Annotated in this window: 19 protein-coding genes; 3 read left to right on the top strand and 16 right to left on the bottom strand. The window is 69.6% G+C overall.

The features are described from left to right. The 14 genes from FB473_RS05475 to FB473_RS05410 all read right to left on the bottom strand — a co-directional run bounded on the left by FB473_RS05475 (position 1) and on the right by FB473_RS05410 (position 10,887). Complete coding sequence (locus FB473_RS05475; RefSeq protein ID WP_167165437.1) at positions 1-945, bottom strand: F0F1 ATP synthase subunit gamma; 945 nt, start codon at positions 943-945, stop codon at positions 1-3. Positions 946-947: 2 nt separating this feature from the next. Then, positions 948-2,579: a F0F1 ATP synthase subunit alpha gene (gene atpA / locus FB473_RS05470; RefSeq protein WP_167165436.1), complete on the bottom strand. Its 1,632-nt coding sequence runs from the start codon at positions 2,577-2,579 to the stop codon at positions 948-950. Between the two features lie 76 nt (positions 2,580-2,655). Next, on the bottom strand, positions 2,656-3,417 hold the full coding sequence (gene atpH, locus FB473_RS05465; protein WP_167165435.1) for an ATP synthase F1 subunit delta: 762 nt from the start codon (positions 3,415-3,417) through the stop codon (positions 2,656-2,658). Further along, positions 3,417-3,971, bottom strand: coding sequence for a F0F1 ATP synthase subunit B (locus FB473_RS05460; RefSeq protein ID WP_376837187.1), 555 nt, complete (start codon positions 3,969-3,971; stop codon positions 3,417-3,419). Before FB473_RS05460 ends, atpH begins: the two co-directional genes overlap by 1 nt. 44 nt (positions 3,972-4,015) lie before the next feature. Then, positions 4,016-4,222 carry an ATP synthase F0 subunit C gene (gene atpE / locus FB473_RS05455; protein ID WP_167165434.1) on the bottom strand — a complete coding sequence of 69 codons (207 nt, stop codon included), beginning with the start codon at positions 4,220-4,222 and terminating at the stop codon, positions 4,016-4,018. A gap of 47 nt (positions 4,223-4,269) precedes the next feature. Then, positions 4,270-5,043, bottom strand: a complete 774-nt coding sequence (atpB, locus tag FB473_RS05450; RefSeq protein ID WP_167165433.1) for a F0F1 ATP synthase subunit A — start codon at positions 5,041-5,043, stop codon at positions 4,270-4,272. Continuing rightward, positions 5,040-5,279 carry an AtpZ/AtpI family protein gene (locus tag FB473_RS05445; RefSeq protein ID WP_167163662.1) on the bottom strand — a complete coding sequence of 80 codons (240 nt, stop codon included), beginning with the start codon at positions 5,277-5,279 and terminating at the stop codon, positions 5,040-5,042. Before FB473_RS05445 ends, atpB begins: the two co-directional genes overlap by 4 nt. Beyond that, complete coding sequence (locus FB473_RS05440) at positions 5,276-5,728, bottom strand: hypothetical protein (RefSeq protein WP_167165432.1); 453 nt, start codon at positions 5,726-5,728, stop codon at positions 5,276-5,278. Before FB473_RS05440 ends, FB473_RS05445 begins: the two co-directional genes overlap by 4 nt. A 115-nt stretch (positions 5,729-5,843) precedes the next feature. Continuing rightward, positions 5,844-6,980 (bottom strand): MraY family glycosyltransferase, encoded by a 1,137-nt coding sequence (locus tag FB473_RS05435; protein ID WP_167165431.1) that lies wholly within the window; start codon positions 6,978-6,980, stop codon positions 5,844-5,846. Then, the gene (locus FB473_RS05430) at positions 6,973-7,674 is read right to left on the bottom strand and encodes an L-threonylcarbamoyladenylate synthase (RefSeq protein ID WP_341770035.1); all 702 of its coding nucleotides are present in this window, start codon (positions 7,672-7,674) and stop codon (positions 6,973-6,975) included. The genes FB473_RS05435 and FB473_RS05430 overlap by 8 nt, the downstream gene beginning before the upstream one ends. A 5-nt stretch (positions 7,675-7,679) precedes the next feature. Continuing rightward, on the bottom strand, positions 7,680-8,597 hold the full coding sequence (locus tag FB473_RS05425; RefSeq protein ID WP_167165429.1) for a N5-glutamine methyltransferase family protein: 918 nt from the start codon (positions 8,595-8,597) through the stop codon (positions 7,680-7,682). 1 nt (position 8,598) lies between these two features. Continuing rightward, entirely contained in the window at positions 8,599-9,675 is a 1,077-nt protein-coding gene (prfA, locus tag FB473_RS05420; RefSeq protein ID WP_167165428.1) for a peptide chain release factor 1, read from the bottom strand. A gap of 87 nt (positions 9,676-9,762) precedes the next feature. Continuing rightward, the gene (gene rpmE / locus FB473_RS05415; protein ID WP_167165427.1) at positions 9,763-9,978 is read right to left on the bottom strand and encodes a 50S ribosomal protein L31; all 216 of its coding nucleotides are present in this window, start codon (positions 9,976-9,978) and stop codon (positions 9,763-9,765) included. 168 nt (positions 9,979-10,146) lie between these two features. Then, the gene (locus tag FB473_RS05410; protein ID WP_167165426.1) at positions 10,147-10,887 is read right to left on the bottom strand and encodes a DUF1847 domain-containing protein; all 741 of its coding nucleotides are present in this window, start codon (positions 10,885-10,887) and stop codon (positions 10,147-10,149) included. 354 nt (positions 10,888-11,241) lie between these two features. Between FB473_RS05410 and FB473_RS05405 the strand changes: the two genes are divergently transcribed. Both FB473_RS05405 and FB473_RS05400 read left to right on the top strand, forming a co-directional pair. Beyond that, entirely contained in the window at positions 11,242-12,009 is a 768-nt protein-coding gene (locus FB473_RS05405; protein WP_167165425.1) for a class I SAM-dependent methyltransferase, read from the top strand. Between the two features lie 31 nt (positions 12,010-12,040). Further along, complete coding sequence (locus tag FB473_RS05400; RefSeq protein ID WP_243863480.1) at positions 12,041-14,857, top strand: cation-translocating P-type ATPase; 2,817 nt, start codon at positions 12,041-12,043, stop codon at positions 14,855-14,857. 12 nt (positions 14,858-14,869) lie between these two features. On the opposite strand, the gene FB473_RS18410 is transcribed toward FB473_RS05400, so the two are convergent. Beyond that, a complete protein-coding gene (locus FB473_RS18410; protein ID WP_167165424.1) occupies positions 14,870-17,473 on the bottom strand; it encodes a LuxR C-terminal-related transcriptional regulator in 2,604 nt (867 codons plus the stop codon). A 97-nt stretch (positions 17,474-17,570) separates the two neighbouring features. Further along, positions 17,571-24,776, bottom strand: a complete 7,206-nt coding sequence (locus FB473_RS05390; protein WP_167165423.1) for a DUF5979 domain-containing protein — start codon at positions 24,774-24,776, stop codon at positions 17,571-17,573. Between the two features lie 329 nt (positions 24,777-25,105). On the opposite strand from FB473_RS05390, the gene modD reads away from it, so the two are divergent. Then, the gene (gene modD, locus FB473_RS05385; RefSeq protein ID WP_208390448.1) at positions 25,106-25,951 is read left to right on the top strand and encodes a ModD protein; all 846 of its coding nucleotides are present in this window, start codon (positions 25,106-25,108) and stop codon (positions 25,949-25,951) included. The last annotated feature ends 21 nt before the right edge of the window (positions 25,952-25,972 follow it).

Below are 25,972 nucleotides of genomic sequence, written 5' to 3'. Positions count from 1 at the left end.
TCAGCGCTCCTGTCCCAACTCCGACAGCGCTCCAGCGCCGCCGACGATTTCGTTGATTTCCTGGGTGATCTCTGCCTGCCGTGCCTGGTTGGCTTGCCGGGTCAGGTCGCGGATCAACTCGTTGGCGTTGTCCGTGGCGGAATGCATGGCCTGTTGGCGCGACGCCAGCTCCGAGGCGGCTGCCTGGCGCAGCATGAACTTGATGGAGTCGATGATGTACATCGGCAACAAGGCGTCCAGCACCGTCTCCGGATCGGGCTCGAAGGCGTAGTCGGGCACGGGGCCGTCCTGCTCCTCGAGGGTCGGGGCCTGCTCGTCGGCGTCCGAGATCTGTTCCTCCGCGCCCTCGACCACCTCGAGGGGAAGCAGCCGGACGATGCGCACGCGCTGCGAGAACTGCGACCGGAAGTGCGTGTAGACCACGTGGAGTTCCGACACGCCGCCCTGCGACTGGCGGGTGAGGAACGCGTCCATCAGTACACGGCCGATCTCGCTGGCGTGCTCGTAGTGCGGTTCCTCGCTGAATCCCACCCACGACTGCTTGAGCTGCGTGCCGCGGAACTCGAAGTACTCCTGGGCCTTGCGTCCCGAGGTGTACAGCTCGACCTCCATGCCCTTGGCCCGCAGCATGTCGATCAATCCCTCAGCGGCACGCGCCACGTTGCCCGAGTATGCGCCCGCCAGGCCACGGTCGCTGCTGATCACGAGCACGGCCGAGCGTTTGCGCTCCCGATGCTCGTTGGTCAGCGGATGATCCACGTGGGCGAAGGTCGCCACCGCGTTCACCGCCCGGTGCAGTTCGTAGGTGTACTCCTGCGACGCCTCCGCCTTTTGCATCGCCCGGTTCACCCGGGACGCAGCGATCAACTCCATGGCCTTGGTGATCTTCATCGTTGTGGCCACGGAATTGCGGCGCTGCCGCAGTTCTCTGAGGGACGACGCCATGGTCAGCGCGCCTGCTTGACGATCTGCTGCTGGTGGATGTCGTCCTCGGTGACCTCGTCGGCGTCCGAATCGCCGAGCAGGTGCCCGTCGGCCGTGCGGAAGGTCGCCTTGAACACGGTCATGAGCTCCGCCAGCGTCGCCAGGTTCTCGTCGCTCAACTGCCCGGTGGACGCCACCTCGGTCAGCAGGGTCGAGCCGTGGCGCAGGTGGTCGAGGAACTCGCGCTCGAACCTTTGCACATCGGCGACCGGGACGTCGTCCAGTTGCCCGGTCGTCCCGGCCCAGATCACCGCCACCTGCTCCTCGGCGGGCATCGGATGGTACTGGGGCTGGCGCAGGAGTTCCATGAGGCGAGCGCCGCGGTCGAGCTGGCGCTTCGAGGCCTCGTCCAGGTCGGACGCGAACATCGCGAATGCCTGCATGTCGCGGTACTGGGCCAGTGAGATCTTCAGAGTGCCGGCGACCTTCTTCATGGCCTTGGTCTGCGCGGCGCCGCCGACCCGGGAGACCGAGATGCCGACGTCGACGGCCGGACGCTGGTTGGCGTTGAACAGGTCGGACTGCAGGAAGATCTGCCCGTCGGTGATCGAGATCACGTTCGTCGGAATATAGGCCGACACATCGTTGGCCTTGGTCTCGACGATCGGCAGCCCCGTCATGGATCCGCCGCCCAGGTCGTCCGACAGCTTCGCGCAGCGCTCCAGGAGGCGGCTGTGGAGGTAGAAGACATCGCCCGGGTAGGCCTCGCGGCCCGGCGGACGACGGAGCAGGAGCGACATGGCGCGGTAGGCCTCGGCCTGCTTGGTGAGGTCGTCGAAGACGATCAGCACGTGCCGACCCTGGTACATCCAGTTCTGGCCGATGGCCGAGCCGGCATAGGGGGCGATGTACTTGAAGCCCGCGGGGTCGGACGCCGGCGCGTTGACGATCACCGTGTAGTCCATGGCGCCGCCCTTGGTCAGCACATCGTGCACCTCGGCGACGGTGGTGTTCTTCTGGCCCACCGCCACGTAGATGCACAGCACCTGCTTCTTCGGGTCACCCGAGGCCCAGTTGGCCTTCTGGTTGAGGATCGTGTCGATCGCGATCGCGGTCTTGCCCGTCTTGCGGTCGCCGATGATGAGCTGGCGCTGGCCGCGCCCGATCGGGGTCATCGCATCGACGGCCTTCAGACCCGTCGCCAGCGGCTCGTTGACCTCCTGACGGCTCATCACACCCGCGGCCTGGAGTTCCAGCGGGCGCCGCTCCAGCGACCCGGTGATCGGCCCCTTGCCGTCGATCGGGTTGCCCATCGCATCCACCACACGGCCCAGGTAGCCGTCGCCGACCGGCACCGACAGGATGTCACCGGTGCCGCGCACGGTCGATCCCTCCGCGATGCCCTCGCTGTCGCCGAGCACCACCACGCCGATCTCACGTGGTTCGAGGTTGAGCGCGATGCCGAGTGTGCCGTCCTCGAACTCCAGCAGTTCGTTGGCCATCGCCGAGGGAAGTCCCTCGACCCGGGCGATACCGTCGCCCGAGGTGATGACGGTCCCGACTTCTTCGCGCGCGCTCTGCGCGGGGTTGTAGCTCTCGACGAACGAGGTCAGCGCATCACGGATCTCGTCCGGGCGAATCGTCAGTTCCGCCATGGCGTCGTCTCCACTTCCTTACCTCCCCGCCAACCGGGGTCGTCCCTTGTTGCCCTGCCGCGGGCAGCTGTACATGTCAGCTGATCAGGCGGCGCGCATCGTCCAACGTGTTGCGGACCGTGCCGTCGATGAGGTCGTCGCCCACCTCCACGCGGACGCCGCCCACCACCTCGGGGTCGACGAAGACCTCGGCGTCGATCCCCTGCCCGTAGATCCGGGTCAGCTGGGTGCGCAGCCGCGACAGCTGCTCGCCGGTCAGCGGTGTGGCCACCGTCACCCTCGCCACCTGATGGCGCCGCAGCGCCGCCGCCTCCTCGACGTACTCGTCAAGCGTACGCACGATCGTCCGCCCCCGGTCCAGCACCGCACGATCGGCCAGGGTGAGGGTCTCCGGCTGGCTCCTGCCCGCCAGGATCTGGGCGACCAGGGCCTGGCGCGCGGGCACCTCGACCAGCGGATCGGTCAGGGTGCGCTGCAGATCGGGGTCGGCCTCCACGAGCCGCGCCACGTGGAACAGTTCGTCGCGCACGGCATCCACCGACGCGGCCCGCATCAGGGTGACCCGCACGGCCTGGCGTTCCACGGCCCGTTCCAGCTCTCCCGCGCTCGTCGACGCCGCTGAGGCCGCCGCCAGGGCATCGGCCGCCCCGGCCGGGATCCTGCCGTCGAAAAGCCTGTGGGCGATCAACCGGCGCGACCCGGCCGGGATCGCGGGATCGCTCAACGTCGCCCGCAGCCGGAACTGCGCTGCCAGCGCGTCGGAGGCGTCGAACAGACCCTGGACGTCCGCGGCGGTCAGGCCGAGGGCGTCGATCTCGCGGTCGAGCCGGTCGCTCATCAGTCGCCCTGCCCCGTGAGGTCATCGGGCACGTAGTCCGGGGCGGTGCGGGCCGGCTGATGCTCCAGTTCGTCCAAGAACCGGTCGACGGAGCGCTGAGCCAGGGCGGAATCGCGCAGCGACTCGCCCACGATCCTCTCCGCCAGCGTCATGGCCAGGCCGCCGACCTCGCCGCGGAGGTCGTCGAATGCCTGGTCGCGCTCCACCTGGATCTGCTGGCGAGCACGCTCGATGATCCGCTCCGACTCCTGCTGGGCCTGCGCCCGGGCTTCGGCGAGGATCTGCGTCCCCTGGGCACGAGCCTGCTCGCGCAACTCCGCCGCCTCCTGGCGCGAGGCGGCCAACTGCTCCTGGTACTGCTTCTTGACCTGCTGGGCCTCGGCCTGCGCGACCTCGGCCCGGTTGATGCCGCCCTCGATCTGCGCGGATCGCTCGGCGTACATGGCCTCGAACCGGGGCACCACGAGCTTCTGCACCCCGGCGGCCACGATGACGGCCAGGACCAGCCCCACCGCGAACTCCTGCCAGTGCTCCGGCGCTAGCGGCCCCAGCATGCCCTCCAGGGGGACCAATGCGAAAACCGACATGCCGGGCCCGATCAGCGGATCACGAACGCGAGGACGAAGCCCAGGATGGCCAGCGCCTCGACGACGGCGAAGCCGATGTAGACCGCGCCCATCAGGGCACCGCGGGCCTCGGGCTGACGGGCGATGCCGTTGATGGCCGAGGAGAAGATCATCGCGACACCGATGGCGGGGCCGAGCGTGGCAAGGGCGTACCCGATGACGTTGATGGAGCCGGTCATTGGTTGTTCCTTTCGATATGGATCGTCGGAGGACGAGGCTTGCGCGATCAGTGGTTTTCGCTGATCGACGATGAGATGTACTGGGCGGTCAGAAGGGTGAAGATGTACGCCTGCAGGAACCCGATGAACAACTCGAATCCCATCATGACGAAGCTGAACAGCAGCGAGAAAGCCCCGCTGACGTTGTAGACGGCGTTGCCGGCGTAGGTGAGCAGGAACGAGCCGCCCAGGACGAAGACCATGATCGTCAGATGACCCGCGAACATGTTCGCGAAGAGTCGCACCCCCAGGGTCAACGGCCTGGTGATGAAGGTCGATATGAACTCGATCGGGATGATCATGATGTAGAGGTACCAGGGCACGCCCTCGGGGATGAGCGCGTGCCGTAGATACCCCGGGCCGTGGGCCTTGAAGCCCGCCCACACGTAGATGACGAACACCATGGCCACCACACCCCAGGTGTAACCGATGTTCGAGAACGTGGGGAACATGAACAAGAACAACTCGCCGAACCAGTTGTTGAGCAGGACATAGGAGAACAGACCGACCAGAAGGCCGATGTAGGGACGGAATCCCGGGCCCAGCATGTCGCGTCCGACCCCGTTGCGGATCGAGTCGTAGATGAGTTCCATGACGTACTGGGCCTTGCCCGGGACGACCCGCAGTCGGCGGGCCATGACCGCCCACACGACGACGACCACGACGGCCGCGATCACGGCCTGGAGCATCGGCTTGGTGATCCAGTCGGTGCCGAACAGACCCTCGAACTTGAAGTCGTCCAGGCCTGGCGCGGTGTAGCCGCCGCCCTCCATGGGGATCATTCGCCGCTCCCGAACCTCTTGATGATGATGTACAGGCTTGCCGCGAGACCCACTATGATCCCGACGGGCAGCCCCCACGAGATGTGCCAGAAATGATCGGCCAACCAGCCCAACCCACCATAGAGCCCGATGCCCGCGAGCAGGTAACTGAGGATCACCATGCCTTGATCCCTGCCCCCCGGGCGCGCACCGGACGCGGCGTCGGCGGCCCGATGCTGCGGCTCACGCACGCTCATTCGTCCCACCCCGCCGGGGCACGATAGGGCTGATCGTAGATCGCGACACGCGAGCGGGCGTGACCGGTCACGAGGCCGGCCAGCCAACCGATGACCGACGCCAGGGCGCCCACGACCACCCACACGGGGCGCGTCCAGCCGGTCAGACCGGGATGGGACACAGCCCACCACAGGACGATGCCCAGCAGCCCCACCCGCACCGCGTACGAGGCGAGGACGATGGCCAGGCCGGTGACGTCGGCGAACCCGAGGGCGAGGCTCTCGACGATCTGCCCCGAGACGAAGTAGGCCAGCACCACGACCGACACGATCGCCACGCTGCCGGTGCCGCGGAACCCGCCGACGAACCCCGCGACCACCGCTGCCAGCGCCGACGCGCCCACGCAGCCGACCAGGGCGCCCGTGATCGGGCGTGACCGGACGGAGAGGGCTCCAGGCTGCGACCCCACCCGGCACCTCCTCATCGTCCCTGATCGTCGTGGAATAGTCCCACTGTAGGCCACCGGTGGCCGACGCGACGAGTCACCCTTCGTGCAAGCCGAGTCACTTTTCGGACGTCCAGGGTCACTTGTCTGCCACGTCGGCGGGTACCCGGGGTGTCGCGGGCTCCCGCGGCGCAGGCGCCACGCGGGCGGTCGTCACGATCAGCGTCACCACGGCGGCCACGAACGCGACCACCACCCACCAGGAACGCAGCAGACCGATCAGGACGACCCCGAACCCGATCACCGCGGTCCACAGGTACATGACGAGCACGGCTCCCACCACCGAGTGGCCGCGCTGGAGCAGACGGTGATGCAGGTGCTGCTTGTCGGCGACGAACCACCATTTCCCGTTCCACGTGCGGCGGACGTAGGCCGCCACGAGGTCGAACAGCGGAAGCGCCATGATCGCGAACGGAAGGACGAGCGGCAGCCAGCTGGGCAGCACGCCCGTTCCGCTCTCGCTGAGCGCGCGGGAGTCGATCTGGCCGGTGAACGAGAGCGAGGAGCAGGCCAGCAGCAGGCCCAGGAGCATGGAACCGGAGTCGCCCATGAACATCCTGGCCCGGTGGAAGTTGTGGGGCAGGAACCCGAGGCATACGCCCGTGGTGGTCGAGGTGACGAGGCTGGCCGTGGTCGCCACCACGAAATTCTGCTCACGGGCGAGCACATATGTGTAGGTGAACATCGCCGCGGATCCGATCGCGACCACCCCGGCGGCCAATCCGTCCAGGCCGTCGACGAAATTGATCGCGTTCACGCAGATGAAGATGAAGACCACCGTGATGATGATCGACGTGGGCTGGTCGAGCGCGATGATCCGGTCGGGCAACGAGATCCAGTACATGCGGACGCCGTTGAGCACGGCGATGCCCGCAGCGAGCACCTGGCCGGCGGCCTTGGCGACGGCGGGGAGTTCGATCGCATCGTCGACGACACCGACGGCGCAGACCAGCGCCGCGGCCGCGAAGATGCCCAAGGAATCACGTGTGACCACCTCGTGACGTCCCAGGAACGGCATGATCGAGGCCAGCAGGAACGCCACGGCGACACCGGCCAGCATCGCCACCCCGCCGAGGTAGGGCGTCGGCCTGCTGTGCACGTCCCGCTCGCGCACCTGGGCCTCGATGCCCAGCTTGATCGCGACGGCCCTGGCCAGCCCTGACAACAGATAGGTCGTGGCGGCGCCGGCCAGCATCACCAGGATGTACTCACGCATCCGGTTCTTCCTCGCCGGCCGGAGGTGCCAGGTCGACCAGGCCGGGGGCGACCTCGGCTAGTTCCTCGAACGGGATGACACCCGCGCGCACGATCCTGCCGGTCGCGGTGCCGGTGAAGTCGATGATCGTGGACGCCACGGCTCCCGGTGTCGGCCCGCCGTCGAGATACACCGCGACGGCCTCACCCAACATGGCCGAGGCGTCGTCCACGGTCGTGGCCGGAGGGCGGCCGGAGATGTTCGCCGAGCTCACGGCGAGGGGGCCCGTGTGGCGCAGGAGGTCGCGCGCGTTGCGATCGTCGGGGACGCGCACCGCGATCGTCCCGTGGGTCGTCCCCAGATCCATCCGCAGTTCGGACTGGGCCTTGCAGATGAGGGTGAGGGCACCCGGCCAGAACGCCGACACCAGCCGTTCCGCGCTGTCCGGGACGCTGTCCACGAGAGCGCGCAGCATCGCGGGCTCGGCGATCAGCACCGGCGGAGGCATGTCACGACCGCGCTGCTTGGCGTTCAGAAGACCCTGCACGGCGTCGGGATCGAACGGATCGGCACCGATGCCGTACACCGTGTCGGTCGGCAGGACGATGCAACGCCCCTGGCCGATCGCACGTGCGGCGGCGTCGAAGGCGGCCTCGCGATCCTGCGAGAGGTCGAAGCGCGAGGAAGTGGGTTCGGGAACGGACTCGTTCGTCACGGTGCTCATCCTCCCACGCCGGATCCGTGAAGGCCCCGATCGCCGTGGGAACCCCGGTCGTCGTCCGCGCGCCGCGCGGTGGTGAAGCGAGGGCGTCCGGCCAGGTCGTCGTGGTCCTCGACGTCGACGAACCTACCGTCGGCGACGGCCACCGCTGGCGCGGAGGCACCCTGGGAGTCGTCGTGCTCGAAGGCCAGCACTCCCCCGGGACGCAGCAGCCGCCCGGCGACGCCCACGAGCACACGGACGGCATCGAGCCCGTCGGTGCCCGCGAAGAGCGCCTCGTCCGGATCATGACCCGCCACATCGGGCGGCAGATGCGTTCCCGAGGGCACATAGGGTGGGTTGGCCACAACGAGGTCGACACGACCGTCGAACTCGTGCGGCACCTCGGCCATGTCGCCCGCCACGATCTCGACCGGTGTGCCCTCGACGTTGCGCCGCAGCCACACCAGTGCCTGCGGCGAACGTTCCACGGCCAGCACGCGGGCACCCGGCAGCACATCGTGCATCGCCAGCGCCAGCGCACCGGAGCCCGAACACAGGTCGACGACGAGGGGCGACTGCCCGCTCGTGCCCGGAGACGTGACCACCCCCCGGGAACGAAGCCGTCGTCCGGCCCAATCGGCCAGCATCTCGGTCTCAGGACGGGGGATGAACACACCCGGTCCGACGGCCAGGTCGCGGCCCCAGAACCCCGCGATCCCGGTCACGTGCTGCACCGGCGTGTGCGCCGCGACGCGATCGGCACCCTCGCGCGCCCTGCTCACCGCGGCGGCGTCCAGACCCGTGACCGCGTACAGGCGGCCCGGAGTCACCCCGGCCACCCAGGCGACGAGTTCGCGGGCGACGGCTGCGGCCTGGTCGATGCCGGCGGATTCCAGGCGATCGGCCAGTTCGCGGACGAGGACGTCGGCCCTCATGTCAGCGCTCCGCGACGCGGTCCAGGCGTTCGGCGAGGTCGGCAGCCTGGAGCGCCTCGATGAGTGGGCCGAGGTCGCCGGCCAGCACCTGGTCGAGGTTGTGCGCCTTGTACCCGATGCGGTGGTCGGTGATGCGGTTCTCCGGGAAGTTGTACGTGCGGATGCGCTCCGAACGGTCGACGGTGCGCACCTGCGACTTGCGCTGTGCCGCGGCGGCCTGTGCGGACTCCTCCTCGGCCTGGGCCACCAGTCGGGCACGCAGGATGCGCATGGCCTGCTCCTTGTTCTGGAGCTGCGAGCGCTCGTCCTGGCACGTCACGACGATGCCCGTCGGCAGATGGGTGATCCGCACCGCGGAATCGGTGGTGTTCACGCCTTGACCGCCCTTGCCATGGCTACGGTAGACGTCGATACGCAGGTCGTCGTCGGCGATCTGCACCTCGTCCGGCTCGACGTCGGGCATCACGAGCACACCGGCGGCCGAGGTGTGGATGCGTCCCTGGGACTCTGTGACGGGCACGCGCTGCACACGGTGCACACCGCCCTCGAACTTCAGGACGCCGTAGGGTGCCTCGTCCGGCCCGGGCTGTCCGGGCGCCCGGATGGCGATCGTCGCCGACTTGTAGCCGCCGAGGTCGGTGGGCTCGGCGTCCAGCATGTCGAGCTTCCACCCGTGCTGCTCGCTGAACCTCGTGTACATCGAGAGCAGGTCGCCGGCGAACAGCGCGGATTCCTCGCCGCCCTCCCCCGACTTGATCTCCATGATCGCGTCGTTGGCGTCGTTGGGGTCACGCGGTGCCAGCAGGGCGGTCAGCTTGTCCTGGACGACGGCCAGGCGCTCACGAATGGCGTCGCCCTCCGGCGCAAACGCCGGATCCTCCGCGGCGAGCTCGTCGGCAGCCTGTTCATCGGCGGCGAGCTGGTCGTACTCGTCGAGCGCCTTGACTATCTGGCCCAGCTCCGCGTAACGGCGGCCGATGGTGCGCGACCGGCTGACGTCGGCCAGCACCGCGGGATCGGCCATCTGGGTCTCGAGCTCGGCGTACTCGTGACGCATGCCCTCGGCTGCCTCGAACAAACTTTCCTCCCGGGTGCGAACAGGTTCGGACAATGCAGCAGGCGCCGGACGACGGACCTGCCGCCGACCAGCGCCTGCACGCGATGCCTACTTCTTGTTCCCCTTGCCGTAGCGGCGCTCGAACCGTGCCACGCGGCCACCGGTGTCGAGGATCTTCTGCTTGCCGGTGTAGAACGGGTGGCACGCGGAGCACACGTCGGCGGCCATCACGTCGCCGGTGAAGGTGCTGCGTGTGGTGAACTGGTTGCCACAAGTGCACACGACCTTGACGTCGTGGTACTCGGGATGAATGCCCTGCTTCATGGGTTTCTTCTCCTTGTATGTCGTGCCGGGTCGCCTGCCGCCCGGGGGCGGTCCTCCTCTCGGAGGCATGGCGTGAACCGGCGCCGAGGAACAAGCCTACAACGCGGGGGCCGCTCGTCCTATTCCACGTGGTCAGCCCGGCAGACACCGGCGACCGCCCGGTTCTCGTCAGGACGCGGACCGGCTGTCCCCCGGTTCCGTGAGTTCGGCCGGCCGGTCCCACTCGTCGTTGAGCTTGCGATAGTACGAGCCGTTCAGGTAGAGCGCCGCGATCGGGTTGTGCCCCGTGACCCTGTCCTTGGCGACCAGGGTGGTGGCGTAGGCCTTCGAGTGCCGGACGAACAGCGCGTCGTGGCCCACGCACAGGCCCACCACGATGTTGAGGTCGGTGCCCTCCTCGTTGAGCAGTTCGGCCTGGAGGATCGGGTTGCACATGTTCACCCCGGTCTGCTCGCAGGCCGCGTCGATGCCGACCTCGTGCTTGGCCGTCGTCCCCACCTTGCACCCCACACCGAACACCTCGAAGCCCCGATCGCGCAGGATGCGAGCCAGGGTGCGGGACTCCTGGATCAGCCCCACGCACGTGGCGATCCCGAGCTTGTGCGCACCGATCTTGCGGGCGAACTGGATCGTCTCCTCCACCCGCGGCCAACGGCCGTATCCCTCGTGCTCGGTCTCGGCGGCGGCGACCATGACGCGGTGCGCATCCTGCTCGTCGTAGCGGCCGAGGACCTCGGTGAGGGTCGAGGGATCGAGCGAGGTGCTCAGGCAGAAGTCGGGGAAGCGTGTGCCGTTGCCCAGCCCGGTGCCGACCCGGCAGGCCGTCACGGCACAGTCGGTGCACGTGAGGTCCGTGGCCTTGACGCGCGCTGTCTGCCGCGTCCTCGTGGTCGTCTTCTTGGCAGTCATGGTGTTCCTTTTCAGATCGCGTGCTCGGTGACGGTGCCGCGAGCCGGGTGGGCGAACCGGCGCTGTCACGGGATGAGGGGCTTTGCGAGGGCCGTGGTCCGACGGCGTGAACCGGCCGGCGGCCCGGGCGGGAGCACATGCGCGTCCCCACGAGGCCGAACGGCGTATCGCGAAGGCGAGCGAGCCGCGCGTCAGGCGCGACGACAGCAACACAGGCGCACCCATGCCAGCGACGCGGCGGCATGGGTACTGGGTTGCATGCGCGTCATGCTAGCAGCGCCGGGCGCGGCGCCACAGGCCGAGCCACGACGCCGGATGCTTGCGATTCCGTCCGTTCCCCGATGGAGTTGAGACATGCAGGAACGAGCGAACGACACGGCAACGGGCGGGCCCGAGGACACTCCGCCGAACGACGCGGGCCAGGCCGGGAACGACGACCACGGCCACGCGGACGGGAACCAGGCCGGATGGCCGGAGATCGCGCCCGTCGACTACTGGGAGGATCGCTACTCGGGTTCGGGACCGGTGTGGTCCGGGCGGGTCAACCGGGTGCTGGCCGACATCGCCGGGGCCCTTCCACCGGGACGCGCCCTCGATCTGGGCTGTGGCGAGGGAGGCGACGTCATCTGGCTCGCCCAGCACGGCTGGACCGCGACCGGCCTCGACATCTCACCGACCGCGATCGCCCGGGCGGCGGAGGCCGCCCGGGAAGCGGGCATCCCCGGCAACCGGGCGCAATTCCTGGCCACCGATCTGTCCGAACCGGGCGGCCTCGGGGACTACGACCTGGTGACGGCGAGTTTCCTTCACTCCCCGGTGGGTCTGCCCCGCACCGAGATCCTGCGCCGTGCGGCCGGTCATGTGGCTCCCGGCGGGCACCTGCTCGTCACCTCGCACGCCGCTGCCCCGCCCTGGGCGAGTGCCCTCCACGAAAAAGAGCACCGATTTCCCACTCCACGGGAGGAGGCCGAGGCTCTGGCTCTCGACGAGCGCGAATGGCAGGTGCTCGTCTGCGAGGTCAGGCAGCGCCTCGCCACGGGCCCGGACGGCGAACCGGCGACCCTGAGCGACGGGGTGGTGCTGGCGCGGCGATACCCGGACGCAACACGCGGGGACGCTTGATCCGTGCCCCGGGGGCGCACAGAGTTGATCCATGAGCCCGAGCGAGCCCCGGCCCACATCCTCGTCCACCCCCACGATGCATGCTCGTGATCTGACGGAACTGATCACGGAACTGCGGACCGATCCGGCCGCGGGCCTGAACGCCGCCGAGGCGGCACGCCGGCTCGCCGACGAGGGCCCCAACGAGCTGCGCGGCAAGCCACCGGTTCCCCTGTGCCGAAAGGTGCTGGCACAGTTCCAGGATCCGCTGGTGTATCTGCTGCTCGTCGCGATCGCCATCTCCGTGGCGGCGTGGGTGGTCGAGGGCGGGCACGGCCTGCCCGTGGACGCGATCGTCATCGCCCTGATCGTCGTCGCCAACGCGGTCATCGGCTTCGTGCAGGAGGCGAGGGCCGCTGACGCCGTCGCCGCGCTGTCGTCGATGACCGCCCCCAATTCCACCGTGGTGCGCGACGGTGCCCGGGTCACGATCCCGACCATCACGATCGTTCGCGGGGACGTGCTCGTCCTCGCCGAGGGCGACACCGTGGGCGCCGATGCGCGGCTGGTCACGGCCGCCGCACTGCGCGTCCAGGAGGCCTCGCTCACCGGCGAGTCGGAGGCGGTGGACAAGACCGAAGGGACGCTGCCACCCGATGCCCCGCTGGCCGAGCGCACCAACATGGTCTTCAAGGACACGTCGGTCGTCCAGGGTGTGGGACGCGCCGTCGTGACCTCCACCGGGATGGGCACGCAGATGGGCGCGATCGCCACCCTGCTCGACGAGACCGAGCAGGCGCCCACACCGTTGGAGCGCGAGATCGCCGCGGTGTCACGCATGCTGGGCCTTCTGGTCATCGGGATAGCCGTGGTGGTCATGGCGGTGCTCACCGTCATCAGCGGCGCGCGATCGCCCGAGGACCTCGTCGACATCCTGCTCATGGGCGTGTCCCTGGCCGTCGCCGCTGTGCCCGAGGGGCTGCCCGCGATCCTGACCCTCGTCCTCGCGATGGGGGTCCGCGTCCTGGCGCGGCACAACGCGGTGATGAAGGACCTGCACTCGGTGGAGACGCTGGGCTCGGCATCGGTCATCTGCTCGGACAAGACCGGCACCCTCACCCGCAACGAGATGACACTCGCCCGCGTCGTGACGCCCTCGGGTGAGCTGGAGCTCACCGGCACCGGCTACCGACCCGAGGGGCAGGCGCGTGTCGTCGATGCCGGACGCGACCCCGACACCGTGTTACGGGAGGCCACCGGCGTGCTGCTGGCCGGGTCGCTGGCCAACGACGCCGCTCTGAACGAGGACGACGGCGAATGGGGCATCCAGGGCGATCCGACCGAGGCGGCCCTGCTGGTCGCCCTGCGCAAACTCGACGGGGCGGCCGAGCACGCGGAGGGCTTCACACGCCGCGCGGAGATCCCGTTCAACTCGCAGCGCAAGATGATGTCGGTGGTGCACGATGCCGGGTCGGGGCTCGTCCTGTTCAGCAAAGGCGCCCCGGACGTCCTGCTCGACCGGTGCACGGCGGTGAGCGTGGACGGGGGCGAGGAACCCCTGACCGACGCCTGGCGGCGCCGGATCCTCGGCCGGGTGGAGGAACTGTCGGGCCAGGCCTATCGCACCCTGGGACTGGCCAGGCGTGATGTCGACGCCGGCGAGCTGTCCTCCGAGAGCCGGATGGGCGAGGAGGCCGAACACGGGCTGACGTTCCTCGGGGTCGTCGCCATCATCGATCCGCCGCGCGAGGAGGTCACCGGAGCCATCGCGCAGGCGCATCGAGCCGGTATCCGCACCGTCATGATCACCGGGGATCATCCGGCCACGGCCACCCGCATCGCACGCGACCTGGGCATCGTCCCCGGTGGAGCTTCCACTGCGCTCACCGGCAACCAGATCGACGCCATGACCGCGGACGAGTTCCACCAGGCCACCCGCGAGGTCTCCGTCTATGCCCGGGTCGCCCCCGAGCACAAGCTGCGCATCGTCGACGCGCTGCAGGCCGACGGCCACGTGGTCGCGATGACCGGCGACGGGGTCAACGACGCACCCGCGCTCAAGAGCGCCGACATCGGCATCGCGATGGGGATCACGGGCACCGAGGTCACCAAGCAGGCCGCCACGATGATCCTCGCGGACGACAACTACGCGACCATCGTCACCGCGGTGCACCAGGGCAGGATCATCTTCGACAACATCCGCAAGTTCCTGCGCTACCTGCTGTCGTCCAACATGGGCGAGGTGGCCACGGTGTTCCTCGGCGTGGTGCTCGCCGACGCGCTCGGCCTCACCGAGGCCAGCCCGGCGGGTGGGATAGTCGTGCCTCTGCTGGCCACCCAGATCCTGTGGATCAACCTGGTGACCGACTCCGGGCCGGCACTGGCCATGGGTGTCGATCCCGAGATGGACGACGTCATGGCGCGTCCGCCGCGCGACCCGCGGGACCGCATCATCGACACGGCGATGTGGACCCGCATCATCGTGATCGGGCTCGTCATGGCGGGGTGCGCGCTGATGGCCATCGACGTCCTGCTGCCCGGCGGCCTTGTGGAGGGCACCGAGTCCCTCGCCGTCGCCCGCACCGCGGCCTTCACCACGCTGGTCTTCGCGCAGCTGTTCAACGCCCTCAACGCACGCTCGGACGCGACGAGTGCCTTCCATCACCTGTTCGCCAACCGATGGCTGTGGGGCTCCCTGGCGCTCGGCGCCGTGCTGCAGGTGGCCGTCGTCCACGTGCCCTTCCTGCAGGTCGCCTTCGGCACCGCGGCCCTCCGGCCGGCCCACTGGGCGATGGCTCTGGGCCTGGCCTCGGTCGTGCTGTGGGTGGACGAGGCCATCAAGCTGGTGGGACGCCTGCGCGCCTCCTGAGCGGCCGAAGGGTCACACCAGGCCGTCACGCAGCCCGCGGGCGATGGCGTCGGACCGGGTGGACACCCCGAGCTTGCGATAGATCGACCGCAGCTGGGTCTTGACGGTGTTGCGCGAGACCTGCAGCGCGATGGCGATCTCGCCCGCCCCCGGCGAACGGACGAGTTCGGCCAGCACGATCCGCTCCCGCTCAGTCAGGTCTGCCTGACGAGCGGCCGGGACGAACCGGAACGGCACGTCCAAGAAGTCCCGTCCACGCGGGTCCAGGGCGGCGAGTTCCTCGCGATCCTCCAGCGGTATCACGCCGAAGGCGGCCCGCAGCCCGTGACGCTCGGCGATCCCCAACGCCCGGGAGAACGCGTCCGCGGGCGAGGAACCGAGCCGCAAAGCAGCCGATGCCTCCAGGAGCAGCAGTGACAGACGGGGGGCCGCCGTCAGCCGGGAATCGGAACGATGCGCGGCACCGAAGGCGGCGAGCGAGGTCCATCGGCCACGCTGGAAGAGCAGCAGGGCCTGGGACAGCACCAGCCTGGGCCGGGCGGCGACCGACCCGCTGCCGATGACGCGCGCCGCTTCGGCGGTCCGGCCCTGGGCGAGCAGCAGGTCGGCTCTCAGCGCACGCAACACGTCAGCCAGCCCCGGGGTGATCGGTGGCACGCCACGTTTTTCCCCCATGCCCGCGGACAGATGCCGGAGCGCCTCCTCGGCGCCTTCGGTGAACCACAGCAGCCGCGTGCCCACTTCCAGCAGCATCGGCCACCGCTCGATCGTCGCCCAGCGGGGGCTGAGGATCTCGAGTTCGTGGGAGGCCACGTCCAGGTCCAGTCTCTCCAACGCCACCTCGGCGGCGGCGAGGTGCAGCGGATTGGCATAGACCGTCCCGACGAACTGGGCCGCTCCGGTCATCGCCCGCACCTCGTCGATCGCGCGGGCCGCCCGGTGGGTTTCCCCGAGTCGGGCCGCGGCGAGGGCGCGCAGGGAGACCACGTGGAGTTGCGGGATCCAGAAGTCGGGGGAATCGAACAGCGCCGGGCGCTGGGCGAGTTCCCGGGAGGCATCCTCCAACTGGTCGAGGTTGATGAGGGTCGAGGAGCGCTGGATATGGAAGAAGCTGCGTAGCTGATCCAGATCGGGATCGGTGTCGTCCATCGCCTCCAGGGCGCCGGAAGCGTCGGCGAAAGCCTGCGGCACCTCGTCCCAGCGACCGAGTTGGCGCAGGGCGAGCGCCGCGAGGCCGCGGCACCACGCGGCCTCGACGGGAGGCCCGCCGTGCCCGGAGGTTCGTTCCTCGCAGGCCTCCACCGTCCGGCGGTACGCGGCGGCGGCCTGCGGCCAGCGGCCACGAGTGCTGTGCGACACGGCCACGGCGTAGCCCAGCAGGGGGTCGCGGGCGCGGGCGGCTGCCGGGACGACGGCAAGATCGGGCCCCTGCGGGCCAAGGATCTCGGTTATCCCTCCGATGCAGTGGCGCAGCGCTCGGCCGGCAGCCGCCCAGTCGCGGGCCTCGACAGCGGCGGCCAGCGCCCGCGCATGGTCGCCGTGGGCGGCATGCCACACGGCGAGTGCACGGTAGGCGGCGCGCTCGGCGTCCGGATCCGCCGCGAGTTCCTCGCGGAGCATCCTGCGTACCAGCAGGTGAAAACGGAACTCCCGGACGCCACCGGCTTTCTCCCACGTGCCGAGTCCCCGACCAGCGAGCCCCGTGAACAGTTCGCGGGAACGGGGCTCCACGCCGAGGGCCTCGGCCAGAGACATGGAGAACGTGTCCACGACGCTCACCGCCCGCAACCGGTCGAATCCCGGCAGGTCGGCCACAGCGTCCCGGAGCAGACCGTGCACGACGTCGGCATCCGCCGTGGCTCCACGGCCACCGGGCGCCTCGAACGAGGATGGCACGGAGGGCGCCCTCCGACGGCGCTCCAGCACCGCACGGACCCCGAACGGCCAGCCGTCCGTCGCGTCCCACACCGTGCGCACGTCGAGCGGTGACAGCTTCAGATCGAGCCGGGCCGCCAAGGCGGAGGCTTCGTCCACCGTGAATCGCAAGGCCTCGGGGCCGACCAGGATCGTGTCCAGGCGTGCGGCGGTGGAGACATCGCCGACCAACGAGGTGACGCGGGTACCGACCAGCAACCGCAGACCGGGAGCCCGCGACACCATGGTGATCAGGTCGCGCTCCACCGGGCTGCCGGCGAGCCGCTCGAACTCGTCGATCACCACGCTCAGCCCACCGGGGACCTCACCGGCCGCCCGGCCCAGGGCCGCGACGAAGCCCGGGCCCACCTCACGGTGCTGAGCCAGCGGCTCGATGCCTCCCACGGGCCCGATCGCCTCTGTCAGGCGGCCCGCCAGCATCCCCCAGAAGTCGGCCGGATCGACGACGGCGCCCGCGGTGACCCACACCAGGCTGGTGGAGGCCGCCTGGTGGTGTGCCCAGGAACTGAGCAGTGCACTCTTTCCGTATCCCGACCCCGCCTGGAGCACCACCAGCGGCTCCGACTCGGCTCCGCCCAGCAGCGACAGCAGCCGGGGCCGGTCCAGATGCGACGGGGTGCTCCGCGGCAGGCCGGTCACATCCGTTGGGGAGCCACCAGCACCGGCCATCTCGTCCTGCACGCCTTCAGGCTAGACGAGTGCTCCCCCAGCCTCGTCGCAGGCCGTCGGACCTTGATCGGCCACGCTCGCGTCATGGCAACCGCGGGCAGACCCGCCATCAGCCGCGGGCCTGTCCGGCGGTTTCCCGGCGACGCCGAACGCCTGCCACGAGCCACACGCCACCGGCGAGCGCCACGAGCGCCGCACCGAGAGCGAGCACCGCCTGTTGCGACGATCCCGTCCGGGGCAGCCCGCCGAGGAAGGGCAACGGGACGCCCCAGCTGTTCTCGACCTCGATGCCGACGGTGCCGGCCGGGACGACCACGGCGGCGCTGGCTCCGGTGACGTCGACCTTGTGCCCGTCGGCGCTCATGGCGACATGATCGGCGTCCCCGGTCCTCGTCTCCGTGAGTGTGCACGTGGCCCCCGCGGGCAGATCAGCGTAGGAGGTCGTCCATCCGCCGTCGGCCGACACCGTGCGCCCGGCGCCGCCGGGAACGGTCACGGCCGTGCCGTCGGACAAGGTGCAGGCAAGCGCGAAGTCGAACCCGTCATCGGTGCGGCCGTTGCTGAAGCCCGCGAAGGTCTTCGTGATCTGCAGCGCCCCGAGGTCGAACGTGTTGGTCACGCTCGCCCGGACGGGCCCGTCCGCCACGATGCCGACCTCGTCGGTCTGCTCGCCGTCCACCTCGACGACCGAGGTGGTGGCCCCGCCGTCATCGGTCTCGTCCAGGACGCACTGCGCCCCGACAGGCAGGCCGTCGTAACGTGCCGGGTCGTCCACCGAGAACGCACGCGTCGCACCGCCCGGCACCTCGATCGGCGCGTCGGCCAAGGTGCAGGTCAGCGACACCTCGAACGGGCCGCTGCCGTAGAGCCCTGCGCCTGCGCCCGTGACCTGCTTGGTCACCTCGAGGGAACCCACGGCGTAGGTGTTGGTGATAGTCGCCGTCACCGTCTGGTCCGCGACGATCTGTACCGTTCCCGGATCGATCGCCACGCTCGTCGCCCCACCGGTGCCGGTCTCGTCGGCCTCACAGTTGGCGCCGGCAGGGATGTCGGTGATCTCCGCCGTCCACGGCTGGGTGCCACCGAGGGTCACCTCGCCGTCCCACACCGTTCGCGTCCCGTCACCGTCGGGCAGGGTGCACCGCACGTCCACGGTGAACGGCCCGACGCCGAAGGCGGCGCCGTCACCGTCGACCACCTTGCTCAGGGCGAGAGTTCCGGTCGCGAAGACGTTGGTGATCTCGGCCGTGGACGCGGGCTGGTCCTCACCGGCCACCAGGATGACCCCGGCGGACGCCCCGTCGGTGACCACAGGCTCCCCGTCGCCCTGACTGACGGAGATCGAGGTGCTGCTCGCCCCCGCGGTGTCGGTCTCGGTCACCGTGCAGACCGCGCCCACAGGCAACCCCGTCAGGTCGGCGGACTCGCCCGCGGCCAGGTCGACGCTCATGGCACCCTGGGCGTTCGGCTCGTAGCCGTCCGCGTACACGGGCCGACCCGCGAAGGTGCACACCGCCTCCGCCGAGAAGAGCCCGAATCCGATCGGTTCACCGGACGCGTCGACCGCGCTGGTGTCGACCGTCTTGAGCAGACGCAGGCTGGTGGCGTCGTACCGGTTGGTGGCCACGATCCTCGCCGGTGAGCCCGTGGCGTCGCCGACGGTCACGGTGGTGGCGGTGAACTCGGTCGCTCCCGAGCCACCGGGCTCGGTCACGGTGCACTCGGAGCCGTAGGGGATCCCGTCCACCGTCGCCGGCACACCGGCGGTCACCGTCAGGTTCGCTGCGTCCCCCAACGGCACGTCTTCTCCCAACGAAGTGCACTCCAGCGTGAGATCGAAGCTCTCGGGTGCGACGTCGGAACGATCGCCGGTCACCTCCTTGACCACCTCGACCGGGCCGCTGGCCAGCGCGACACCGACCCGCAAGCCCTCGGCGGGAAGCGTCGACGCGCCCGCAGCCGTCTCACCGATCGCCGCAACCGAGTTGTAGGCGATCTGATCGACGTCCGCATCGGCCGCGTAGGCCGGCGTGGTGGTGGTCAGGTCGATCGAGAACTGCCCACCGCCGGCCCATGCTCCGGTCTCGGGGAACGTGACGCTGAACCGCAGGGCACGGATCCCGGCCCGCACGTCGCGGGTCTCGGTGCCCGTCAGCTCCTGCCACTCGTCCTCCGGGCAGGTCAGCAGGCTGGTGCCCGAGCCGACGTCACAGGCCGGGACGCGGGTCATCACGTCCTGCGTGAGGTACTCGACCTTGAGTGTCGCGCCTTGCGGTGCATCCACCAGGACGGGAAGGCCGGCGAGCACCGGCTGCCACTGCGACCCACGTGATCCGGGGTTGATCGCCCCGGTGTCACCCGGGTAGGGCAGGAGGTCGTAAGCGACCATCTGGGTCTGCGCCTGGTTCCCGGTGTTGGTGAACACCATCCGCCACTGCTCGTCCTGGCCAGGCGCGGTGCGCGGGACGCAGGGGTTGGCGTAGAAGCCCTCGGCCGCCCCGGAATCCTCCGGCGCGCACTCCACGCCCTGCTTGGTGGCGAAGACCCCCAGGTCGGGGCCGCTGCTCAGATCGGCGCGGACGAACTTCTGCGAACGCAGCGCCACCGCGGAGGTGACGCGGAAGTCGGCCTGCGCCGTGCAGGCCTCCGCGGTCGCGGGGTTGCGAATCTCGCCGTTGCACGAGTCCCAGGCCCGCTCACCGGTGACGCCGACCGTGTTGGTGTAGGAACCCTCCACCAGGCCGGGCCGGGTGGTGACCGCGACCGTCACGGTGTAGGTCTGGCCGACCTCCAGCACGGTTCCGGCCGGGAAGCCGAATCGGAGCTGGGTGATCGTGCCGTCGTCCGCCAAAATCGCCTCGGAGGTCACCTGGGAGGCATCGGTGGGCATCGCGGTGCCGGACGCGGGATCCGGCGCTTGCCCACTGAGGGCGTAGCTGTAGTAGCTCTCGGGTTCGGTGTCCGGATCGAACTGGAGCACCGGGTTCCCCGAGCCGTCGGTCGGCATGTCGTCGACCATCACGGGATCGACGATCGGCACGTCGCCGGTGTTGGTCATCGTCAGGGTGTAGGTGATCGTGCTGGCCGGAGCCACCTGAGGCGTCGTCGACACCCCGTTGACCAGCTTCGTCACCTCCACCGCGTTGAGCGCGTGGTGGTAGGTCACATCGTCGGTCGCGGTGTCTGTCGCGCTCACCGGGACGAAGCCGCCGTCGCCGTCGGGCACGAGATCCGCGCCCTCCACGAACCCGTCGACCGTGTCGGTGGCCACGCCCGGTGAGGTCTCACCCGGGGCGGGCTCGTTGCCGAGCAGATCGCTTTGCACCGGGGAGTCACTGCCGCCGTCCGTGCCCACGTTGAGCGTGGCACGCCGCGTGGCCTGGAAACCGACCGTCTCCACGGGGTACTGCGGGTTCTCCCAGATACCGCCGTCGGCGCGGCTGAAGACGTACCGCAACCCCTGCACGTCGGCGGGCTGCACCTCGTCGGGCAGCGTGGGCGCGCTGCCGTCGCTCCAGGCGCCCTCCACCCAGGTGCCGCCGGTCAGCGTCGGATTGCCGTCGACATCGAGCGAGAAGGTGCCGCCGACCAGCGCGTCGACGCGCACCTGGTCGACCGGGGCGGCCAGCGTGATCGCATCGAGCCCGGTCAGGTCGTACTGGTTCCAGAACCTCGGGTCGTCGTCGGTCAGGGTCATCTCGCTGGCGCGGGAGTAACCCACGCACGTCCCGTCGGCCATCTCACAGGTGGGCTGCCCGGTCAGGACGACGGCCACCGGCCCGCTCTGCGGTTCGGTGACCTGCTCCGGGGTGATCGTCTTCGTGACGTCCAGACCGATACCGACCGCCTGCAGCGTGATGGACGCATCGTCCTGCGCCGTCGGCGTCGCCTCGGACGTGTTGCCGCCCGCATCGGCGACCTGCGCCTCGGCGACGTTGCAGATGGTCTGTCCAGCGGTGACGTCCGTACCGTCGCTGCGGAGCGTCTCCCGCAAGCGCGTGTCGAAGACGAGCACCGCCTTGGCGCTGGCGTCGATCCGGCCACCGAACTCGACCGTGACGCCGGTCACGCCGGCCAGGTCGTCGGCGTCGAGGGCGAGTACCTGCGAGATCGCGTTCGCACCGCTGTAGACCGCCGGGTCGGCGCCGTCGAGCGTGATTCTCGTACGCGTCGCATCGGCGCCCCCCGGCGTGCTGATCGACACGATTCCGGTCAGATCGAAGACGTCGAAGGTGTTCTGGCTGGTGGACGCCGCGCAGGCGTTCGGATTGCTGGCCTGGACGGGATCGCTGATCGTCAGCGAGTCGACCTTGGCCGCCGACCGGTTCGTCGCGGAGATCGTCACCCGACCGGACGGATAGTCCTGCGCCGAGACACCGTCGGGTGGCACGCTCAGCGGTCCACCGCTCCAGGACTTGTCGATGCCGACGTTGAGCGGGACGTCGAGGATCGTGACGGTGTCATCGGCTGTGTCGGTGGCCACTTGGGAGTCCCCGTCGTAGCCGGTGGCGCGCGCGGTGTTGTCCACCATGCCCGGTTCGCCCGCGACGTTGTAGGTGGTGCCGGTCGGCGTGGGCAGCAAGGTGCCCAGCGCCGGTGCGCTGTCGCTGCGGCGGGTGTCCCGTACCTCGAAGACCAGTCGCAGTGCGCGATCGTTGCCCATCGAGCTCGCCACCCCGGTGCCGACCTGCGGAGCGGTCGGATCGGTGCCGATCCGGTCGGCCCGAGTCGGTGACTCGACGACTGCCAAGCGCACGCCCAGGGTCGTGTCCTGCTCGTCCGAGGTCAGCGTGACCCCGGGGAAGGTACCGTCACAGGCGTCCGGGCAAGGGTCGTTGGTGGCCCGCACCCAGTCCGTGCCGTTCCACAGTTCCACCCTCGTGACCTGGTCGTAGGTGAGCAACGGGTCCATCGCGGCGGTGATCCGTTGGACGGACACCAGGTCGAAGGCGTCGAAGACGCTGCTGGCCACCGCGGTGTCCTCGGGATCCGCGGTGTCGCTGATCACCATCTGGTCGAGGTACTGGTAACCACCGGTCGACCAGTTCAGCTGAGCGGTGACCTGGTCGCCGGACCGCGCCTTGACCGTGGCCATGCCGGAATCGGAGACGAACTCCTTGTCGATGAGGTTACCGGTGCCGTCCCCTGCCGGAGGCTCGACGCCCACCTCACCGGTGTCCCCGTCGTCGTCGCTCAGGTCGCCGTTGCTGGCCGAGGCGGCATACGCGTTGGTGAAGGAGCGCTCCTGCGTGAGGGTCTCACGCAGGGTGGCGGTGTAGTTCGGCTGCACAGTGGTGCCGGGATCGAAGGTGGTGCCCTCGTCGCTGACGAAGGTGAACCTCAGGCCCCCGATCACGTCGCGGATCGAGTCGTCGATGGTGTGGTTGACGATGGCCGGGCCGGCGATGTCGCTCAGCAGCGTCCGCCACTCGTGCGCATTGAGGTCGTAGTAGTCGACGCGCAGCGTCGCATCGGCGGGTACCGCTGTCTGCGTGATGGCGCTGGCGTCGAACGCGGACCACCAGTCGTCGGTGCCGGTCGGGGTGCCGGAGGGATCCTGGACGACGATCGTCCGGGCCCCGACGGTCGAGGCACCCTCGAGATCGGACGGCGTGTCCGGGTAATCGGCGACGGTCGTCGGCAGCTGGACGACGACGCCCGTGCCCGCCACACCGAGGATCCGACTGGGCGTGATGTTCTTGGCGGCGTCCACCTGGAGCTGCGGCGAATAGGTGGTGAGCACGGCGTCGCCGGTGGCCACCCCCTGGGAGCCGTTCAGCGGGTTGTCGGGGTCGGTGATCTGCGTGGTGAGCTGCACCTCGTTGGGCCACTGCACACCGGGGGTGGCGGAGTCCGCGTCGAGATGATCGCCACCGTCGGCCGGGGTGCTCAGCGTCACGCCGATGCTGGTGGACGCGCCGGCCGGCATGTCGCCGGTGAAGCCCACGCCGAAGCCGACAAGGACGTCACCCGGGTTCGTCGGCTCTGGGATCGCCGGCAGTGTGCCGACGACATCGGTGGTGAACGGGCCGACGGTGTAGGAACCGCCGGTGGACGGCTGCCATTCGAAGGTGATGTCGGCCTCGGTGGCACCCGTCGGCCAGGTCACGTTCCCCCACCCGGTGACCGACACCCCGTCGCTGAAGATGTCGGTGGCGTTGTCGAGGAAGATCATCCGGTTGACGGTCTCCGACGAGGTGTTGGTGCCCGTCAGCGTCAGGGTGGTGTCCTCGCCCGATGTCACGGCAGACGGGCTGAAGGACTTGCCCGCGGAGGCCGCCAGGTCGCCGGAGCCGATGAAGTAGGTGTCGGAACTGGTGTCGGGGTTCGAGGTCGTCTCGCCGACCGCGGTTGTGGCGGATGCCTGGTTGTTGACGGTGTAGTCGTCGGTGAGCTCGGTGACCCGGTCGTTCTGAGCGACGTTCACCTGGACGCGAGCGACCGCCTGGGCCTCGATGGCCCCGGAGAAGACCAGCCGGACGGCCCGCACGGTGGACAGGTCGGCGACTGCCGGGCCCGAGACCGTGCCACCGGCGCTGGCCGGACCGTTCACCCAGCTGCCGTCGACGTAGTAGGACAGCACCACCTGGTCGGCGCCCTCGGGCAGCTGGCTGACGGTCGCCGTCCCGGTGGGCGACAGGTAGTGGAACGGGTTGGTCGTCGAGCTGAGGTTCGACAGGTCGTAGGGATCCTGGATCGTGAGGTTGTCTACAGCGTCGTTGGACGAGTTCGTCGCGGCGAAGGTGAGCAACGTACTGGTGCCGGGATTCGCGGTGCCGCTCTCCGGCGTGATGATCTTCGTCAACTCCGCGCCCAGCGTCAGCGGCACCTCCGGGGTGACGACGGCACTGTCGGAGACCGGATCGGCGTTGGTCGCCACGATGGTCGCGGTGTTGGTCACCGGTAGCCCACTGGCCGATCGCGGGAGGTCGGGATCGACCCGTACCGGAATGGTGATGGTGTGGGTCGAGCCCGCGCTCACCGGCGCGCTGAAGTGGACGGTCACGTTCTGGCCGTCCACCGACGCCTCGGCGGCGACGTTGCCCACCACCGTCACGTCGCCGTTGATCAGGTATTCCGCGGGCACGGGGTCGGTGACCACGACGTCCTCGCAGGGATCGTCGAAGTCGGTGCACTGGATCTGGATCTGGTAGTCGAACTCGTCGCCCGGCGCCACGGTCGTGGCGGTCGCGCTCTTGACGATCGAGGTGCGATCACCCACTGCGGCCGACACCGGCGCTGTGGGCAGCGTCAGCATCCCGCAGGCCACGGCGAACCCACACAGTACGGCCAGAAGTTTTCTCGAGCGCCCCACGACCAACCCTTTCAAGCCAGGTCGAATGCGTTGGCCCAGCGGCTCATCGTCCGGAGCGGCGCATTCGGTGGTCCATCCCCCGCGGACCATCCCTATGGGAGGCTAGGAGTGCCGCTCAGGTGGCCGGCACCGCCGCTGAGCCCGGGCCGGTGAAATCACCCCGGTTTTCACCCCGCGGGGACGCCGAGGCTCCTGATTGCCTCAGCAAGGAGGCCCGGTTGTCCCGGCAGGCGGACGATCCCGTGCGGTCCCCAGGGTGTCCGCCATACGGGCGTCACCGGCATGCAACATCGGGGCCTCAGGCTGGTGACATGTTCCGAGGAGGCACCGTGATTGCACCGAGCACCGCCCTGATCGATCGGCTGCTGGCCGAGGACGTCCCCTACGGCGACCTCACCACCCACCTGCTCGGCATCGGCGACCGAGCGGCACGCATCCGCTTCGCCGCCCGTGACGAGATCGTCGTCGCGGGCGTCCCCGTGGCACGGGAGCTCTGCCGACGCGTCGGCGCGGAGATCACGTTCAGCCTCGACAGCGGGCAGCGCGTCGGACGCGGGGATCCGCTGCTGGTGGCCGAGGGCCCGGCGGCCGGTCTGCACGCGGCATGGAAGGTGTGCGCCAACGTCTTCGAGAGTTGCTGCGGGATAGCCACCAGAACCCGCGCACTCGTGGACGCGGCCCGCTCGGCGGCGCCGGGAATCGGCGTGTTCGGCACCCGCAAGGTCTTCCCCGGCGTCAAGGAACTCGCCATCGAGGCCCTCGAAGCGGGCGGCGCGCTGCCGCACCGGCTCGGGCTGTCGGAGACCGTGCTCGTGTTCGAGCAGCACACGGCGCTGTTGGGTGGCATCGAGGCACTCGTCGACGCCGTCCCCGGGCTACGGCGCGACGCGTGCGAGAAGAGGGTGCTGGCCGAGGTGACGAGGCGGGACGAGGCGCTGTTGCTCGCCGCGGCCGGGGTCGACGGGCTGCAGTTCGACAAGGTCCCGCCGTCCGAGCTGGCCGGGATCGTCGCCGCCGTCCGGGAAGTGGATCAGCGCATCGTCCTGATCGCGGCAGGTGGCATCACCGGGACCAACGCGGCCGACTACGCGGCCACGGGCGTTGACGGCCTGGCCAGCTCGTGGATGTACGCCGGGCGACCCGCCGACATCGGCGTGGTCATCGAGCCCGCATAGGGAAACGCTGACCAACGACCC

This window comes from Brooklawnia cerclae, assembly GCF_011758645.1.
GTDB classification, from domain to species: Bacteria; Actinomycetota; Actinomycetes; order Propionibacteriales; family Propionibacteriaceae; genus Brooklawnia; species Brooklawnia cerclae.
This window is presented reverse-complemented; position numbering and strand designations above follow the sequence as displayed.